Source organism: Arthrobacter sp. B2060 (genome assembly GCF_059090445.1).
On record NZ_JBNHFR010000004.1, the window covers coordinates 221,196 to 237,178 of the forward strand.

Genomic DNA, 15,983 nt, shown 5'->3' on the forward strand with positions numbered 1-15,983 from the left:
GCCCACGTGCCGGGCTGAGTCAAGGGATGCTGCCTGCTGCCTGCCGCCCTCGACCGGCCCTGGCCCGCTTGAGCGGCCTTGGGCGGGGCCGGTTGTGCGGGTAGGGGCCGGTTGTGGCGGGGCCGGACCGGGCGGGGAGGGCCGGGCCGGGAGAACAGCGAAGGCCCCGGTCCGGAAATTCCGAACCGGGGCCTCTGCGGTCAGAGCAGGCGCATCAGATGCTGTAGCGCTCGTCCTCGTGGTCGCCGGGGTGGTCCTTGACCAGGCCGGCGGCGAGGGTGTTGCCGTCCAGCGGGTCGATCACCAGGAACGCGCCGGTGCGGCGGTGGTGCAGATAGTTCTCCAGCGGCAGCGGCGCGGCGAGCCGGAGCTGCGCGTGCCCGATGTCGTTAAGCTCCAGGCTGGACGCACCTTCGAGGTTGAAGGTGGCCAGGTCCAGCTTGCCGCTCACGCTGCGGACCAGCGCCTGCACGGTGCGGGCGCCGTGCTTCACCAGGACCTTGGCGCCTTCACGGAGCGGCTTCGGGGACAGCCAGCACAGCGCCGCATACAGGTCGGCGGAGCTCTCCCGGACGGTGCCGGCGGCTGCGATGGTGTCACCGCGGGCGACGTCGAACTCGTCAGCCAGGCGGATCGCCACCGACTGCGGCGCGGCTGCCTCCTCCAGCGAGGTACCGGCGAAGTCAATTCCGATGACGGTGGTGGTGCGCGGGTCCTGGCCGGGCGTCAGGACGCTGACCTTGTCCCCCACCTTGACCGATCCCTCGGTGATCTGGCCGGCGTAGGCGCGGTAATCCCGGTACGCCTCCGGGTCGAGTCCGCCGGCAACGGCGTCGGGGGCCAGCGCGCCCTGTGGCCGGATGACCAGCTGCACCGGGAAGCGGAAGCTCTCGAGGTGGCTTTCGAGTTCGTCGGCGGCGGGAAGCGTCTCCAGCACCTCGAGCAGCGCAGGCCCGGTGTACCAGGGGGTGCGCTCCGAGCGCTCCACCACATTGTCGCCGTCGAGCGCGGAAACCGGAACCACCAGCAGGTCGGTGATGCCATCGGAACCGAGGCCGAGTTCGCGGCCCACCTGCTGCACGTCCGCCTCGATCTCGCGGAACACAGACTCGCTGAAGTCCACGAGGTCGATCTTGTTCACGGCCACGATCACGTGGGCAACCCGCAGCAGCTGCAGCACGGAGAGGTGCCGGCGGGTCTGCTCCAGGACACCCTTGCGGGCGTCAATAAGTACGACGACGGCGTCCGCGGTGGACGCGCCGGTCACCGTGTTCTTGGTGTACTGCACGTGGCCGGGGCAGTCCGCGAGGATGAAGCTGCGGCGGTCCGTGGCGAAGTAGCGGTAGGCGACGTCGATGGTGATGCCCTGCTCGCGCTCGGCACGCAGGCCGTCGGTCAGGAGGGCCAGGTCAATGCCGCCTGCCGCCCCGCCGAACCCACGGTCCGCCGAGGTGCGGGCCACGGCGTCGAGCTGGTCGGCGAGGATCGCCTTGGAGTCGTGAAGGAGGCGGCCCACGAGAGTGGACTTGCCGTCGTCGACCGATCCTGCGGTCGCGAAGCGGAAGAGGGTGGCGTTGGTCAGGGGTGCTTCGTCAAGAAGAGCGGCCGCGCGGGCGGTGTCGATTTCGGTGCTCATTAGAAATAGCCATCCTTCTTGCGGTCTTCCATGGCGGCCTCGGAGATGCGGTCATCCGCACGGGTGGCGCCACGTTCGGTGATAGTAGAGGCGGCAACTTCGATGACGACGTCGCGCACGGTGGCGGCAGCCGATTCGACGGCGCCGGTGCAGGACATGTCGCCGACGGTGCGGTAACGGACGGTCTTGGTGATGACTTCCTCATCGGGCCGCGGCTGGGAGACCTCGCCGACTGCACGCCACATGCCGTCGCGGGCGAAAACCTCGCGCTCGTGGGCGTAGTACAGGCCGGGCAGCTCGATGTTTTCGCGCTCGATGTAGCGCCACACGTCCAGCTCGGTCCAGTTGCTGATGGGGAACGCGCGGACGTGCTGGCCCACGGTGTGGCGGCCGTTGTACAGGTTCCACAGCTCGGGGCGCTGGTTGCGCGGGTCCCACTGGCCAAACTCGTCGCGGAGGCTCAGGATGCGCTCCTTGGCGCGGGCCTTGTCCTCGTCACGGCGGCCGCCGCCGAAGACGGCGTCGAACTTGTTGGACTGGATGGCGTCCAGCAGCGGGACGGTCTGCAGCGGGTTCCGGGTGCCGTCGGCACGCTCTGCCAGCTCGCCGCGGTCGATGAATTCCTGGACGCTGCCGACGACTAGCTTGAGTCCCAGACGTTCCACCGTCCGGTCACGGAAGTCGATGACCTCCGGGAAGTTGTGGCCGGTGTCCACGTGCAGCACCGGGAACGGAACCTTGCCCGGCCAGAACGCCTTGGTGGCCAGGTGCAGCATGACCACGGAGTCCTTGCCGCCGGAGAAGAGCAGCGCAGGCTTCTCGAACTCGGCAACAACCTCGCGGATGATGTGGATGGCCTCGGACTCGAGGGTGTCCAGGCTGGAGAGGCGCGTGGAAGCTGCGACGTCGGTCACCTGGGTGGGCTCCTCGGTTAGAAAAGTGCTCATACGTGTAGTCCGCATTCTGTCTTGTTGGTTCCTGCCCAGCGGCCGGCGCGGGGATCATCGCCGGGTGCCACCTTGCGGGTGCAGGGCTGGCAGCCGATCGACGGGTAGCCCTGGGAGAGGAGCGGGTTGACGGGAAGGAGGTTGTCATCGGAGTACTGGACCAGCTGATCGAAGGTCCATGCGGCTACCGGATTGACCTTGACCAGGCCGTTGGCTTCGTCCCAGGTCACCAGCGGGGTGTTGGTGCGCGTGGGGGCTTCATCGCGGCGCACGCCTGTGAACCAGAGTTCGTAGCCGGCGAGCGTGCGGCGCAGCGGGGCCACCTTGCGGAGCGCGCAGCACTGGGCGGCGTCGCGGGCAAACAGGTCCTTGCCCAGGAGCCGGTCCTGCTGTTCCACGGTGTTCTCCGGAAGGACGTCCACCACGTTGACGCGCAGGTTCGCGGCCACCTCGTCGCGCGTGGCGTAGGTTTCCGGGAAGTGGTAGCCGGTCTCGAGGAACAGGACGTCGACGCCGGGAAGCTGGTCCGCGACGAGCGCCGGCAGCACGGCGTCGGCCATGGAGCAGGCGACGGCGACGGCAGGCATCTCGAAGTTGCGCTCCACCCAGGCGATCACGTCGCGGGCGGGGGCGTCCCAGCCGAGTTCGGCGGCGCCGGCCTCGGCGAGGGCCTTGAGCTCCTCGTGCGAGCGGAGTGTGGGCCCACGGCCACCGGGGTCCCCGGCCGAGCTTGCGAGGTTGGGGTGTGGCTGGGGAGCCGTCACTGGAGGGCCTCCTCGTCTGCGGCGTGGGCCCACTCGGCGAAGGTCTGGCCTTCGGCGCGGTCGGCCACGAACTTCCGCACCACGCGTTCCACGTAGTCCGGCAGATCCGCCACGTAGACCTTCAGGCCGCGGACGGTACGTCCGAGGCCGGCCTCTTCGCGGTCGGCGGAAGCCAGCCCGCCGCCCAGGTGAACCTGGAAACCCGGGGTGGGGTCGCCGTCGGGCGTGGGGAGCATCATGCCCTTGAGCCCGATGTCCGCGGTCTGGATGCGGGCGCAGGAGTTGGGGCAGCCGTTGATGTGCAGGGACAGGGCCTGCGGCAGCTGGCCGCTGTCGGCCAGGTCCGCGAGGCGGCGCTCCAGCTCGGCAACGGCGGTGGCAGCGGTGACCTTCGTTTCCACGATGGCCAGCTTGCAGTACTCGATGCCGGTGCAGGCGATGGTGCCGCGGCGGAAGACGGACGGGCGGGCGGAAAGACCCAGCGCGTCCATTTCGGCGACCAGCGGTTCAACCTCGTCCTTGGGCACATCCAGCACCACCAGCTTCTGGTGCGGCGTGGTGCGCAAGCGGTAGGAGCCGCGGGCTTCGAGGGTGTCCGCGAGCTTCACCAGCTGGGAGCCGGAGAGGCGGCCCGCAATCGGGGTGGCGCCGATGAAGAACTTGCCGTCCTTCTGCTCGTGCACGCCCACGTGGTCGCCCGGGGTGGACGGCTTGGGGGCGGCGGGGCCGTCAGCCAGCTTGTAGCCGAGGTATTCGTCCTCGAGGATCTGGCGGAACTTTTCCGGACCCCAGTCAGCCATCAGGAACTTCAGGCGGGCCTTCGTGCGCATGCGGCGGTAGCCGTAGTCGCGGAAGATGCTGGTGACGCCGAGCCACACGTCCGCGGCCTGCTCCGGCTTGACGAAGGCGCCGAGGCGCTTGCCGAGCATCGGGTTCGTGGAGAGGGCACCGCCGGCCCAGAGGTCGTAGCCCACACCCAGTTCAGGGTGCTTGACGCCAACGAGAGCGAAGTCGTTGATCTCGTGCACCACATCCTGGCTGGGGTGGCCGGTGATCGCCGTCTTGTACTTGCGCGGCAGGTTGGACAGCAGCGGGTTTCCGATGAAGCGCTCCCCCAGCTCGGCGATGAGCGGGGTGGGGTCGATGATCTCGTCCTTGGCGATGCCGGCCACCGGGGATCCCAAGATGACGCGCGGCACGTCGCCGCAGGCTTCCGTGGTGGACAGGCCGATGCCTTCCAGGCGGCGCCAGATCTCCGGGATGTCTTCGACGCGGATCCAGTGCAGCTGGATGTTCTGGCGGTCGGTGAGGTCCGCGGAATCGCGGGCGAAGTCGACCGAGATGTTGCCGATGACGCGCAGCTGCTCGGTGGTGAGCGCGCCGCCGTCGATCCGCACGCGGAGCATGAAGTACTTGTCCTCAAGCTCATGCGGCTCAAGCGTGGCGGTCTTGCCGCCGTCGATCCCGGGCTTGCGCTGCGTGTAGAGGCCCCACCAGCGGAACCTGCCATGCAGGTCCTGGCTGGGGATCGCGTCGAAGCCTTCCTTGGAATAGATGGACTCGATACGCTCGCGGACGTTGAGGCCGTCGTCTTCCTGCTTCCAGGTTTCGTTGGCGTTCAGCGGGGTGGTTCCGTCCACCTTCCACTGGCCGTGAGGCTTGGCTGCGGGGCGCGAGGCACGGGCTGGGCGCGCGGGCTTTTCCGCGGGCTTGTCGGTGGCCGCTCCGGCTAGAGCTGTATCAGTCATGCATCGACTGTAGAGCCGCCCCGAAACCCGCCACAAAGGCCCCGGAAACGCTAAGTCACCTAGGGAAATATTTCGTCATGAATCGCCGGAGGGCCTTGAACGGACCCGCAGGCTGTGCTTCCGGCGGTGCCTTGGACGAAGCCGCGGACCGGCGACATCCGTGGACCGTCCGGCCCGCGGCGCTCAGGCCCGCGCGGCGCCCGCGGCGCTCAGGCCCGGGCGGCGTGCGCGGCCAGGGCGGCGTCGTAACGTTCCAGCGCGATCTCGGCGAGCACCGGCGACGGCAGCAGCGGCGCGGTCACAAGATCGGCACCGGCCTTGGCGAGCTGGTCGTGGAAGAAGCCCGGCGCGAGGAGGTAGGAGGCGATGACCACCCGGCCACCCAGATCCACTCCCCCCGCGGACTCCCCCGCGCCCGCACCGCCCGCGGCTTCCTCACGGAGGATGGCGACGGCCTCGGGCACCGAAGGCTTGGCGGACGCACCGTAAGCGGGAAGGATGCGGTTGGAGCGCAGGGCGCGAAGCTGGTCGGCGAGTTCTTCCACGCTGACCGCCGCGTTGGGGTTTGACGAGCCGGCGGCGGCGAGGACCACGGCGTCGTTGTCTGTCACACCGGCCTCGCGGAGCCGCTGGTCCAGCAGGGCCGCCAGGCGGGGGTCCGGGCCCAGCGGCGCCGCGGCGACGCTCCCGGGGCGGCTCTTGACGGCACGCGCAATGTCCACCTTCACGTGGTAGCCCACGCTAAGCAGCAACGGGACCACGACGGCCGACGCGACGGACGTTCCGCCGTCGGGATCCTCGGGAAGGCCGGCCATCACGTCCACAAGATCGGGCTCCTGGACGTCCACATACGCCTCGCGGACATCGAGCCCGGGCCGGAGCGCCGCGATGGCGTCACGGAGGGCGTTGACCTCGGCTGCCCCCTGCGCGTTGGAGGTCCCGTGGGCACAAGCGATCATGATCGGGCTGTTCATAGGGGCTAGCGTAACGTTGGAGCTGCACTGTCCGCCCCCTGAAATTAGCCGGGACGCTTCATGACATTCCCTTTTGACATCGCCCTGGTATGGCTGGACCTGGCCGGCATCTTCTTCTTCGCGGTTTCCGGATCCCTGCTCGCGGCGCGGAAGCAGTTCGACTTCCTCGGCTCGCTCCTCCTCGCGTCCCTTGTTTCGCTCGGCGGCGGGGTGATCCGCGACATCATCCTCAACAGCGGCCCGCCCGCGGCCTTCACCAATCCCGCGTACCTCGTGCCTCCCCTGCTCGCCACGGTGCTCGTGTACTTCCTGTTCTCCAGCGTCCAGCGCTTCACGTCCCTGCTCGTCCTGTTCGACGCCGGGGGCCTGGCGCTGTTCTGCATCACCGGCACCCTCAAGGCTCTGGCGTTGGGAATGAACCCGGTGGCGGCGGTCCTGTTGGGCGTGACGACGGCGGTGGGCGGAGGCCTGCTGCGCGACATCACCGCCAACGAGGTGCCCCAGCTGTTCGACGCCAGCGACATCTATGCCCTTCCGGCCTTCACCGGCGCGGCGCTCACCACCATCCTGTGGGGCCTTGGTGCCTTCAACCCCCTGTCCGCGTGCGGCATCGCGGCCGTGGTCTTTGCGTTCCGGGTGGTGGCCTGGCGCCGCTCATGGCGCATTCCGCTGGCTGTCCGTGGGTGGTCCCGGCTGGGGCTGGACACCGGCAATTCGAGGGGCCGGGATTAGCTAGGATAAGAGCCATGACTGACATGTTCCTCGAGAAGTTCCGCGCGCTTGTTCCGAAGTATCTCGAAGACGAATGGCAGGAAGAGGACGGGCTGCCGGCTGACGAGCTCGATTCCGCCCTCGCCGAGCACCAGTTCACCGTTCCCCTGGTGCTGCGCGAGTTTTACCTGGCCCTTGGCGGCTGCGAGGACCTCATGGAGGCCTACCACTACTTCTGGGACCCCGAGGAACTCGAGGTGGACGACGAAGGCTTCCTGATGTTCCTCGAGGACGAGGAAGAAAACTTCACCTGGGGCTTCCGCGTGGGCGACCTCAGCGTCCCCGACCCCATCGTGTACCGCCGCAACAACGCCCGCGGCCAGTGGAAGAGCGAAGAGGGGACCTTCTCCGAGTTCGTCTTCGACATGTTCGACTGGGCGTTCAACGACGAGGGCTAGGCCGGCCTCTTTCTCTGGTGCCGTCCTGACCCTCTTTGGCGACCGACGGGCCGCGACTCGCCGCTGAGCCTGCGTGTCGTGGGCCCCGCTGTGGCAAAGAAAGTCACGACGGCGGTACTCGCTTGGCGGCGCCAGTCACCAGTCAGGCGCGAACCTGCCCAATGCCCGGAGACGGAGCACTGCACGGACCTGATACACCATGGCCTCAGGGCGGTGCACCACGTCGTCGTAGTAATAGCGCAGTGTGAGACGGCCCCCGAGCATGCCGGCGTTGTTCCGCCGCTGGTCCTTCTTAACCTGCCGGGGTTCAAAGTGCGTGGAGCCGTCCAGCTCCACCACCAGGCATTCCTCCACCAGACAATCCACTTCGCCCACCCCCGGCAGGTTGACATGCATGCGGACTTTGAGCCCGGCGCGGATGAAGTGCGTACGGGCCAGAATCTCCAGCACGGAGTCCGCCCGCGGAATCAGCAGATCCAGTACGGCACGGGCCTTGCCATTCCTGTTCCCAACGAGTTTGCCCCTCAGGAAGTCGGCGGATATCTGGCCTCTGCCGGTGGCTGACTGCACGAGGACCAGCGCTTCAAGCTCTGGCAGGCATTTCAGTGCATGAAGGAGCACATCGGCCAGGCCGGCCACGGGACTCGCGGGGTGGGGTGGATGCGTGCACGGGCCGTGGTTAATCACGCCGGCCTTTGGCACACCGTTCCCGCAACTCAGGTGCACGGCTTGCGGCGGATGGAGGGCCCAGAGGCTGTAGAACGGCGCTGCCGACGCGCAGGTGAGCCGGCCATTCGCCCTGAAGGCGGCCAGGACGCCGTCGTCCGCGTTGGGCAGTGCGTACACCCCGCGGAGAGGCCGGAACAGCCGGCCGGAGTCAACGGCAGCCTCAAGCGCGGGCCGGTGGAACCCGGCCCGCAGGAGGACACTCCGCCGGGCGGCTCCGCCGCGTCGCACCAGGAAGGCTTCAAGGTCCATGGATCAACGGTGCCCCTGACCCGCGGCAATGGGCAGATCCTAACTGCGCCATGTGGACAACGCTGCCTTTGTCCGTCGTGACCCACTTTGGCGGCTGACTGCCCACGGCGCGCTACTCCAACGGCGTGTCCCTCCCCGTTGGAGCCCAAACAGGGTGGGGACGGCTGCCTGCCCCCGTGACACACCGATTAACAAGCAACTTGAATAATGTGACAAACCTGTCATAGACTTATTCACGGGTCCACTAAATGCCTCCGGTGGATTTGATGCGAACGGAGAAACGGCCCCGGTTCCAAGCAGTGTGGCGCTGCTGGGAACCGGGGCCGTTCCGTTTAAGCGGGTCGAGCGCTAGCTGGCGCGGTCCACCACGGCCCGGGCGAAGCTGGACAGCGACGCCTTCACAACACCTTCGGGCAGCGGGGCGAGGGCGGCAATCGCCTCGTCGGCCCATGCGCGGGCAACCACCCACGATTCGGCGGTCACGGGGTGCTCGCGCAGCCCGGCGACCGCTTCGGCCAGGGCCTCGTCGGAGGAGAGGTCGCCGTCGATCAGTTTGAGAAGTTCGATGGCGGACTGGTCGCCTTGCGCCGCGGCGCTGCGCAGGAGCAGCACGGGCAGGGTGGGGACACCTTCGCGCAGGTCGGTGCCCGGAGACTTGCCGGACTTCACCTTGACCCCGGTGACATCGATGACGTCGTCGGCGAGCTGGAAGGCCACGCCGACCTTTTCGCCGTATTCCACCAGGACGTCCTCGTAGGCCTCGTCGGCGCCGGAGAAGATCGCGCCGAACTGGCCGGAGGCCGCCACCAGGGATCCGGTCTTGTCAGCGATGACGGAGAGGTAGTGCTCAACGGGGTCCTCGTCCGGGCGCGGCCCCACGGTTTCGTGCAGCTGGCCCAGGCACAGCCGCTCAAAGGTGCGGGCCTGGATGCCCAGGGCCCGGGAACCCAGCTCGGACACGAGGATGGAAGCGCGGGCGAAGATGAGGTCTCCGGTAAGGACAGCCACGGAGTTTCCCCAGACCTCATGCGCCGTGGGGGCGCCGCGGCGGAAGGGGGCCGAGTCCATGACGTCGTCGTGGTACAGCGTGGCGAGGTGCGTCAGCTCCACCACCACGGCGGCCTGCACCACGGCGGGCAGCGAGGCGTCGCCAAGGTGGGCGCACAGCAGGGTCAGCAGGGGCCTGATGCGCTTGCCCCCGGCCTCCACGAGGTGACGCGACGTTGCGTCAGCCAGCGGGTCCGAGTTGGCAATGGCCTCGCGGAGCTTTTTCTCCACCCGGGCCAGATTGTTGGTGATGGCGGGGCCGAGGTCAGGGTCCTCCGCAATGGCCGCGAATCCTGCCGGCAGCTGCAGTCCGGTGGCGATGGCGGTGGTGTTGAGGCTGGGTTCGGAGGCCGGCAGTCCATGCCCGGCGTGCGTCCAGCTGTGGTTAGCGGAGTTGGTCACGGGTTAACCCTAACTTTTTGTTGCGGAAACCGCTGATTTGATGCGGGAGGGCGACGGGGCGGACGTGTTGGAAGTGGCCGGCACCAGAAGTTCCAGAACTCGGATCACGCGGTCCTCGAAGCCCCTGGCCGACGGGTCGGTCAGGTTGGCCAGGAGCCGGACCACGAAACGCATCAGCACAGGGATGGGCATGCCGGTGCGCAATGCGAGCTTCATGACCGCCGGCTTGCCGATCAGCGCGGCAAACGCCCGGCCCAGCGTGAAGTGCGAACCCCACTGTTCCCGCACGTAGTCCGCGTACCCGGCAAGGTGCGCATCGGCGTCGTCCGCGGACAGGCCGCCGGAAGCAGGCCCGCCAGCAGACCGGGCAGCGTCCGTGATGAACTCGGCCGCGAACCGGGCGGACTCCATGGCGTAGGAAATGCCCTCGCCGTTGAACGGGGACACCATGCCGCCGGCGTCGCCCAGGAGCAGGAGCCCGGGCGAGTAGTGGGGCGTGCGGTTGAACCCCATGGGCAGGGCGGCGCCGCGGATCTCCCCCACCTGATTCTCCGGCGTGAAGCCCCACTCGGCGGGCATGCCGGCGGTCCATTCACGGAGCACCTGCTTGTAGTCCAGCTTGCCGAATTCCTTGGAGGAGTTCAGGATTCCCAGGCCAACATTGGACGTGCCGTCGCCGACGCCGAACACCCAGCCGTAGCCGGGCAGGAGCTTGCCGTCGCGTCCGGGGAGTTCCAGCCAGCCTTCCATCCAGTCGTCCTCGTGGCGGGGCGAGGTGAAGTACGTGCGGACGGCCACGCCGAGGGGGCGGTCGTCGCGCTTCCGGATGCCGAGGGAGACGGCGGTGCGGCTGGAGTTACCGTCCGCGGCGAGCACGACGTCGGCGGTAAAGTCGCGCGTCTCCCCCGTCTTGCGCCCTGACTCGTCCAGGATGGCGACGCGGACGCCGGCAACCCTGCCGTCGTCGCCGTGGAGCGCTTTGGTGACGCTGTGGCGTTCCAGCACAACGGCGCCCACGGACTGTGCATGCCGGGCCAGCTCCTCATCAAAGCCGAGGCGGGTGCGGATCAGGCCGTATTGCGGAAAGTCCGAGACCTCGGGCCACGGCAGCTCGATGGAGCGGCCGCCAGCGAGCAGGCGCAGGCCCTTGTTTCGGCGCCAGCCGTCCTCCTCGGGGTGCGGCAGTCCCAGCTTCTGAATCTCTCGCACCGCCCGGGGCGTGAGCCCGTCGCCGCACACTTTTTCACGCGGGAAGCTGGTCTTTTCCAGGACCGTGACCTCGATGCCGGCCTTGGCCAGGTAATACGCGGCGGTGGATCCGGCCGGACCCGCGCCAACAATCAGTACTTTCACAGTGTCAGCGGGTGATACGCGGGATGTTGCGGCGCAGCTTGGCCACCGGGCCGGTGTGTGCTGCGATCGCGGCAGCCGAGCCGTTGCCGACGGGCGGCTTGTGGGCACGGTGAACGGCCACGATGCCACCGCTGAGGTTGCGGTACGTGACGTCGTCCCAGCCGGCTTCCTGCAGCCACGCGGCGAGGTGGTCCTGGTCCGGCCAGGCGCGGATGGACTCGGCGAGGTACACATAGGCGTCCGGGTTGGAGGACACCTTGACGGCGATCGCAGGCAGCGCGCGCATGAGGTATTCGGTGTACATGGTGCGCCAGAGGGGCACCACGGGCTGGGAGAACTCGGCAATAACGAGCTTGCCGCCGGGCTTGGTCACGCGAAGCATCTCGGCTAGGGCCTTTTTCGGCTCGTTGACGTTGCGCAGGCCGAAGGAGATGGTGCTGGCATCGAAGGTGTTGTCCGCGAAGGGCAGGTTGGTGGCATCGCCGGCGATGAAGTCGATGTCCGGACGGCGCCGCTTGCCCACTTTGAGCATGCCAAGGGAGAAATCACAGGCCACCACGTCTATGCCCGCATCGGCATATGGCTCGCTGGAAGTACCTGTTCCCGCGGCCAGATCGAGAACGCGCTGGCCGGGCCGGACATCCATGGCTTCCACCACAACCTTGCGCCAGCGGCGGGTCTGCCCCATCGACAGGACATCGTTGACGACATCGTATTTCGGTGCGACGTCGTCAAACATCGTGGCTACTTCGTCCGGACGCTTTTCCAAGGATGCTCGGTTCACCCTGTCAATCTACCCGAATGTCCTGGAATTCACGTGCCAGACCGTTGCCGCAGCTGGCAGAAAAGTACTTGGAATTACTTACCAGAGTAGTGTTGATCCATCATGACCAGAACGCTCCGCACTCTGACAGTCCCTTTGGATGGAGAATCGACCCCCGGGGGGCTGCCGTCGTATCTGGTGCGGGACGACGTTCTGTGCTGGACGCGGCGCGAGGCGGGACTCGTGGGCTTCGGCGAGGTAGCCCGGTTTACAGCCACCGGCCCCGAGCGGTTCCTCGAGGCGGACATATGGTGGCGGCACCTTGTCATCGAGGCCGACATCACGGACCACGTCGAATGCCCTGGCACCGGCCCGGTGGCCTTCGGATCGTTCGCCTTCTCCAAGGTTTCGGCGCATGAATCCCGCCTCATAGTGCCCGAGATCGTGGTGGGGCTCCGGGACGGCCGCACTTGGCTCACCCAGATAGCGGCCGACGACGGCGAACTCACCCAAGAGGGCGCACTCGCCGCACTGAGGGGGTGGCTGGAGTCTGGCTCGTCCCCCGCCAGCGGCGAGACGCCAGCCGGCGGCGAGACGCCCGCCGGCGGCGAGTCGCCCGCGGAGCCGGGCTCCGCCGTCGGGCCTTCCGGAACCGCCACCCTGGAAACAGGCTCGCTCAGCGAAGAGGACTGGATGGCCGCCGTGGCGGCCGGTGTTGCCGAGATCCGCACGGGCAGGCTGGAAAAGCTGGTACTGGCCCGGGACGTCGTGGCCACCGTGCCGGAGGGTGTCAACGCGGCCGAGGTCCTGCGGCAGCTCGCCATCCGGTACCGGGAATGCTGGACCTACGGAGTGGACGGCCTCGTGGGCGCCACCCCCGAAATGCTGATCCAGGTGGAGGGCCGCACCGCCCAGGCGCGGGTCCTGGCCGGGACGCTGGACCGCCGCGACGCCGTGGGCGAGGCCGGGCTGCCCCTGGACTACGCCGAGCGGGTACTGGCTGGCTCCGAAAAGCAGCGGCACGAGCACGAGATCGCGATCCAGTCGCTGACCACGCAGCTGGCGCCGTTCTCGGAGGCCATGAATGCACACAGTGAGCCGTTCATCCTGGAGCTGCCGAACGTGTGGCATCTGGCGTCGGACGTCAAGGCCGAGCTCACCGAGGTGGAGGGGCACGTGCCCACTTGCCTGGCCCTGATCAACGCCCTGCACCCCACGGCCGCGGTCTGCGGCACGCCCACCCAGGTGGCGGGCGCGTTGATCCGCAAGCTTGAGCACATGGACCGTGGCCCCTACGCCGGACCCGTGGGCTGGCTCGACGCGGCGGGGAACGGCGAGTGGGGCATTGCCCTGCGCGGGGCCGTCATCGAGTCGCCGACCACGGTCCGCCTATATGCCGGATGCGGCATAGTCGAAGGCTCCCATCCCGACGCGGAACTGGCCGAGACCTGGGCCAAGTTCCGTCCGATGCTGGAATCGCTGGGCATCAGCCACTAATGCAGCGGGCTAGCGGCAGGCTTTGCCCGGGATACCAGACGGTTGCAGCCGGAGCGGGCTTGCCAAGCGGCTATGTTTAGTTATCCAATAGTGAAACTTAGTTTTCTGTGACGCACATCTCACAAACAGCGTTACACTATTAGCCGTCTTAGTTCCGCATCCCCTGCAACAAAAGGTAAAGAAATGCAGCTCAAGTCCCTCGCCGCGGCCAAACTCAGTGCCAAGGCAGCCGCGCTCCTCGCCGTTGGGGCCCTCAGCCTCACCGCATGTGGCGGCGGCGGCGCGACCCCCGCAGCCACAAGCAGCGACGGCGCCGTGCAGCTCATCAACTCCGGCAAACTGACCGTCTGCTCGGATGTCCCCTACGAGCCCTTCGAATTCCAGAAGGACGGCAAGATCGTCGGCTTCGACATGGACATCGCCGCCGAGGTCGCCAAGGACATGAAGGCCGAACTGAACGTGGTGGACAGCTCGTTCGAAGCCATCGAGACCGGCACGGCCCTGACCCAGTGCGACGTTTCCATCTCCTCGATTTCGATCACGGAACCGAGGAAGGCCGTCATGGACTTCTCCGAGCCATACCTGAACGACGACCTGACACTGGTCGCTGCCGACGCTTCCGGCATCACGAACCTCGACAGTGCCAAGGGCAAGAAGGTGGGCGTCCAGCAGGCCACGACTGGCGCCAAGTTCGCGCAGGAGAAGGGCTTGGACGCCCAGCAGTTTGAGGACACGGGCCTGCTGGTCCAGGCGCTCAAGGCCGGCACCATCGATGCCGCCCTGGGCAACCAGTCGGTCCTCGGCTACGCCATCAAGGACGACCCCAAGTACAAGCGCGTGGAGAACTACGCCACCGGTGAAAAGCTGGGCATCTCGATCAAAAAGGGCAACACCGCCGTGCTTGACCAGGTCAACGCCACTCTGAAGCGCCTTACCGACGACGGAAGCCTCAAGAAGTTTGAGACCACCTGGTTCGGCGAAGCCACCAAGTAGCCAACGCGCCTGAGACCTACGCAGCAGGGGCCCCGTTCAGGATCTGTCCAGCAGTCCGTTCGGGGCCTCAACTGCGCAAAACGATTGTGAGTAGACCATGGCAATGACAATGACCGCACGTCAGCGAGCCAGAGTAAGCCTGTATGTCCAAGCCGGAATCTTTGTAGTGGCCATGGCCGCGCTGATCCTGGCCACTGACTGGAAAACCGTCGGCAACAGCGTCTTCAACTTCGGCAAGATTGGGCCGATGTTCCCGGACATCTTCGTCTCGGGCCTGAGGAACACCCTGATCTATACCTTCCTCGGATTCATCGTGGGCCTGTCCGGCGGCCTGCTGCTGGCCCTCATGAAGCTCTCAAGCTTCCCGCTGTACCGCTGGATTGCCACCGGCTACATCGAATTCTTCCGCGGCATCCCGGCCCTGCTGGTGTTTATCGCCTTCGGATACGGCGTTCCGCTGGCCTTCGGCGTTTCATGGAACGTGACCGTTGTGGTGATGATTTCCCTCGGCATGGTCGCCGCGGCCTACATCGCCGAAACCCTCCGCGCCGGACTGCAGGCAGTACCGAAGGGCCAGATGGAGGCCGCGCGTTCCTTGGGCATGCCCCAGTGGCGGGCCATGGTCACCATCGTGATCCCTCAAGCCTTCAAGATCGTCCTGCCGCCGCTGACCAACGAGGTCATCCTGCTGACCAAGGACTCGTCGCTGATTTACGTGCTGGGCCTGACCGCTTCGCAGTACGAGCTCACGAAGTTCGGCCGGGACGGCATCTCCAGCCTCGGCGCGGGCCTGACGCCGCTTCTGGTGGCGGGTGCGTTCTACCTGGTGATCACCATCCCGCTGAGCCTCCTGGCCCGGAAGTTCGAAAGCCGCTCCGCGCGGACCAAGCGATAGGCAGAGAAGTCAATGAACGACGTCGTAACCAACTCCCGCAACCACACCGGTTCCATCAACGCTGCCGGCGTTTCCATCCAGAACTTGCGCAAGTCCTACGGGACCAACGAAGTCCTCAAGGGCATCAGCCTGAACGTGGCGCCGGGAGAGGTCGTCTGCCTGATCGGTCCGTCCGGATCCGGCAAATCCACCCTCCTGCGCTGCGTGAATCTCCTGGAGCAGCCCAACGAGGGCAGCATCCACGTGGGTGGCTTCGACGCCACGGACCCCGACGTGGACATCGACAGGATGCGCCGCAAAGTGGGCATGGTGTTCCAACAGTTCAACCTGTTCCCGCACCTGAGCGCCCTGCGGAACTGCACCGTCGCCCAGACCAAGGTGCTCAAGCGCTCCCAGTCCGAGGCGGACAAGGTGGCAAAGGCCAACCTTGAGCGCGTGGGGCTGGGGCACCTCGCCGACCGGTACCCGGACCAGCTGTCCGGCGGCCAGCAGCAACGCGTGGCCATTGCCCGGGCGCTGAGCATGGACCCGGAGCTGATGCTGTTCGATGAGCCCACATCGGCACTCGACCCGGAGACCGTGGGCGACGTCCTCTCCGTCATGCGGAACCTGGCCAAGGAGGGCATGACCATGCTCGTGGTCACGCACGAGATGGGCTTCGCCCGTGAAGTGGCCGACCGCGTGGTCTTCATGGACGGCGGCGTGGTGGTGGAGGAGGGCGTGGCCGAACAAGTCATCAGCTCCCCCAGCCAGGCCCGCACCAGGGAGTTCCTCAAGCGCGTGCTGGACCCGACCCACATCGACATCACGGAGTAGG

15 protein-coding genes are annotated in these 15,983 nt (G+C 67.1%); 6 read left to right on the forward strand and 9 right to left on the reverse strand.

What is annotated here, in order from left to right; translation table 11 throughout:
* Positions 1–214: 214 nt before the first annotated feature.
* The 5 genes from AC5RUM_RS09820 to AC5RUM_RS09840 form a co-directional block, all read right to left on the reverse strand.
* The gene (locus AC5RUM_RS09820) at positions 215–1,636 is read right to left on the reverse strand and encodes a sulfate adenylyltransferase subunit 1 (protein WP_494034738.1); all 1,422 of its coding nucleotides are present in this window, start codon (positions 1,634–1,636) and stop codon (positions 215–217) included.
* On the reverse strand, positions 1,636–2,583 hold the full coding sequence (gene cysD / locus AC5RUM_RS09825; RefSeq protein WP_494034739.1) for a sulfate adenylyltransferase subunit CysD: 948 nt from the start codon (positions 2,581–2,583) through the stop codon (positions 1,636–1,638). Before cysD ends, AC5RUM_RS09820 begins: the two co-directional genes overlap by 1 nt.
* On the reverse strand, positions 2,580–3,347 hold the full coding sequence (locus AC5RUM_RS09830) for a phosphoadenylyl-sulfate reductase (RefSeq protein ID WP_494034740.1): 768 nt from the start codon (positions 3,345–3,347) through the stop codon (positions 2,580–2,582). The genes cysD and AC5RUM_RS09830 overlap by 4 nt, the downstream gene beginning before the upstream one ends.
* Positions 3,344–5,095, reverse strand: a complete 1,752-nt coding sequence (locus tag AC5RUM_RS09835; RefSeq protein ID WP_494034741.1) for a nitrite/sulfite reductase — start codon at positions 5,093–5,095, stop codon at positions 3,344–3,346. Before AC5RUM_RS09835 ends, AC5RUM_RS09830 begins: the two co-directional genes overlap by 4 nt.
* 209 nt (positions 5,096–5,304) lie before the next feature.
* The gene (locus AC5RUM_RS09840) at positions 5,305–6,069 is read right to left on the reverse strand and encodes a sirohydrochlorin chelatase (protein ID WP_494034742.1); all 765 of its coding nucleotides are present in this window, start codon (positions 6,067–6,069) and stop codon (positions 5,305–5,307) included.
* A gap of 60 nt (positions 6,070–6,129) precedes the next feature.
* Between AC5RUM_RS09840 and AC5RUM_RS09845 the strand changes: the two genes are divergently transcribed.
* Positions 6,130–6,801 (forward strand): trimeric intracellular cation channel family protein, encoded by a 672-nt coding sequence (locus AC5RUM_RS09845; RefSeq protein WP_494034743.1) that lies wholly within the window; start codon positions 6,130–6,132, stop codon positions 6,799–6,801.
* Positions 6,802–6,815: 14 nt separating this feature from the next.
* Positions 6,816–7,238 (forward strand): hypothetical protein, encoded by a 423-nt coding sequence (locus tag AC5RUM_RS09850; protein WP_494034744.1) that lies wholly within the window; start codon positions 6,816–6,818, stop codon positions 7,236–7,238.
* A gap of 135 nt (positions 7,239–7,373) precedes the next feature.
* On the opposite strand, the gene AC5RUM_RS09855 is transcribed toward AC5RUM_RS09850, so the two are convergent.
* From AC5RUM_RS09855 to AC5RUM_RS09870, 4 genes are all read right to left on the reverse strand, one after another.
* Positions 7,374–8,216, reverse strand: coding sequence for a type IV toxin-antitoxin system AbiEi family antitoxin domain-containing protein (locus AC5RUM_RS09855; RefSeq protein ID WP_494034745.1), 843 nt, complete (start codon positions 8,214–8,216; stop codon positions 7,374–7,376).
* A 348-nt stretch (positions 8,217–8,564) separates the two neighbouring features.
* Positions 8,565–9,665, reverse strand: a complete 1,101-nt coding sequence (locus tag AC5RUM_RS09860; protein WP_494034746.1) for a polyprenyl synthetase family protein — start codon at positions 9,663–9,665, stop codon at positions 8,565–8,567.
* A 9-nt stretch (positions 9,666–9,674) separates the two neighbouring features.
* Positions 9,675–11,018, reverse strand: coding sequence for a geranylgeranyl reductase family protein (locus AC5RUM_RS09865; RefSeq protein ID WP_494034747.1), 1,344 nt, complete (start codon positions 11,016–11,018; stop codon positions 9,675–9,677).
* A 4-nt stretch (positions 11,019–11,022) separates the two neighbouring features.
* Positions 11,023–11,802, reverse strand: a complete 780-nt coding sequence (locus AC5RUM_RS09870; RefSeq protein ID WP_494034748.1) for a demethylmenaquinone methyltransferase — start codon at positions 11,800–11,802, stop codon at positions 11,023–11,025.
* 102 nt (positions 11,803–11,904) lie between these two features.
* Between AC5RUM_RS09870 and AC5RUM_RS09875 the strand changes: the two genes are divergently transcribed.
* From AC5RUM_RS09875 to AC5RUM_RS09890, 4 genes are all read left to right on the forward strand, one after another.
* Complete coding sequence (locus AC5RUM_RS09875) at positions 11,905–13,278, forward strand: isochorismate synthase (protein ID WP_494034749.1); 1,374 nt, start codon at positions 11,905–11,907, stop codon at positions 13,276–13,278.
* A gap of 183 nt (positions 13,279–13,461) precedes the next feature.
* Complete coding sequence (locus tag AC5RUM_RS09880; RefSeq protein WP_494034750.1) at positions 13,462–14,271, forward strand: ABC transporter substrate-binding protein; 810 nt, start codon at positions 13,462–13,464, stop codon at positions 14,269–14,271.
* A gap of 103 nt (positions 14,272–14,374) precedes the next feature.
* Positions 14,375–15,166, forward strand: a complete 792-nt coding sequence (locus AC5RUM_RS09885; protein ID WP_494034751.1) for an amino acid ABC transporter permease — start codon at positions 14,375–14,377, stop codon at positions 15,164–15,166.
* A gap of 12 nt (positions 15,167–15,178) precedes the next feature.
* Entirely contained in the window at positions 15,179–15,982 is an 804-nt protein-coding gene (locus tag AC5RUM_RS09890) for an amino acid ABC transporter ATP-binding protein (RefSeq protein ID WP_494034752.1), read from the forward strand.
* The last annotated feature ends 1 nt before the right edge of the window (position 15,983 follow it).

What these genes read in the sequence shown, in the direction of transcription:
- AC5RUM_RS09840 (WP_494034742.1), bottom strand. Translation starts at nt 6,069, where the DNA reads ATGAACAGCCCGATCATGATCGCTTGTGCCCACGGGACCTCCAACGCG.
- AC5RUM_RS09850 (WP_494034744.1), top strand. Translation starts at nt 6,816, where the DNA reads ATGACTGACATGTTCCTCGAGAAGTTCCGCGCGCTTGTTCCGAAGTAT.
- AC5RUM_RS09890 (WP_494034752.1), top strand. Translation starts at nt 15,179, where the DNA reads ATGAACGACGTCGTAACCAACTCCCGCAACCACACCGGTTCCATCAAC.
- AC5RUM_RS09845 (WP_494034743.1), top strand. Translation starts at nt 6,130, where the DNA reads ATGACATTCCCTTTTGACATCGCCCTGGTATGGCTGGACCTGGCCGGC.
- AC5RUM_RS09885 (WP_494034751.1), top strand. Translation starts at nt 14,375, where the DNA reads ATGACAATGACCGCACGTCAGCGAGCCAGAGTAAGCCTGTATGTCCAA.
- AC5RUM_RS09875 (WP_494034749.1), top strand. Translation starts at nt 11,905, where the DNA reads ATGACCAGAACGCTCCGCACTCTGACAGTCCCTTTGGATGGAGAATCG.
- cysD (WP_494034739.1), bottom strand. Translation starts at nt 2,583, where the DNA reads ATGAGCACTTTTCTAACCGAGGAGCCCACCCAGGTGACCGACGTCGCA.
- AC5RUM_RS09855 (WP_494034745.1), bottom strand. Translation starts at nt 8,216, where the DNA reads ATGGACCTTGAAGCCTTCCTGGTGCGACGCGGCGGAGCCGCCCGGCGG.
- AC5RUM_RS09835 (WP_494034741.1), bottom strand. Translation starts at nt 5,095, where the DNA reads ATGACTGATACAGCTCTAGCCGGAGCGGCCACCGACAAGCCCGCGGAA.
- AC5RUM_RS09820 (WP_494034738.1), bottom strand. Translation starts at nt 1,636, where the DNA reads ATGAGCACCGAAATCGACACCGCCCGCGCGGCCGCTCTTCTTGACGAA.
- AC5RUM_RS09880 (WP_494034750.1), top strand. Translation starts at nt 13,462, where the DNA reads ATGCAGCTCAAGTCCCTCGCCGCGGCCAAACTCAGTGCCAAGGCAGCC.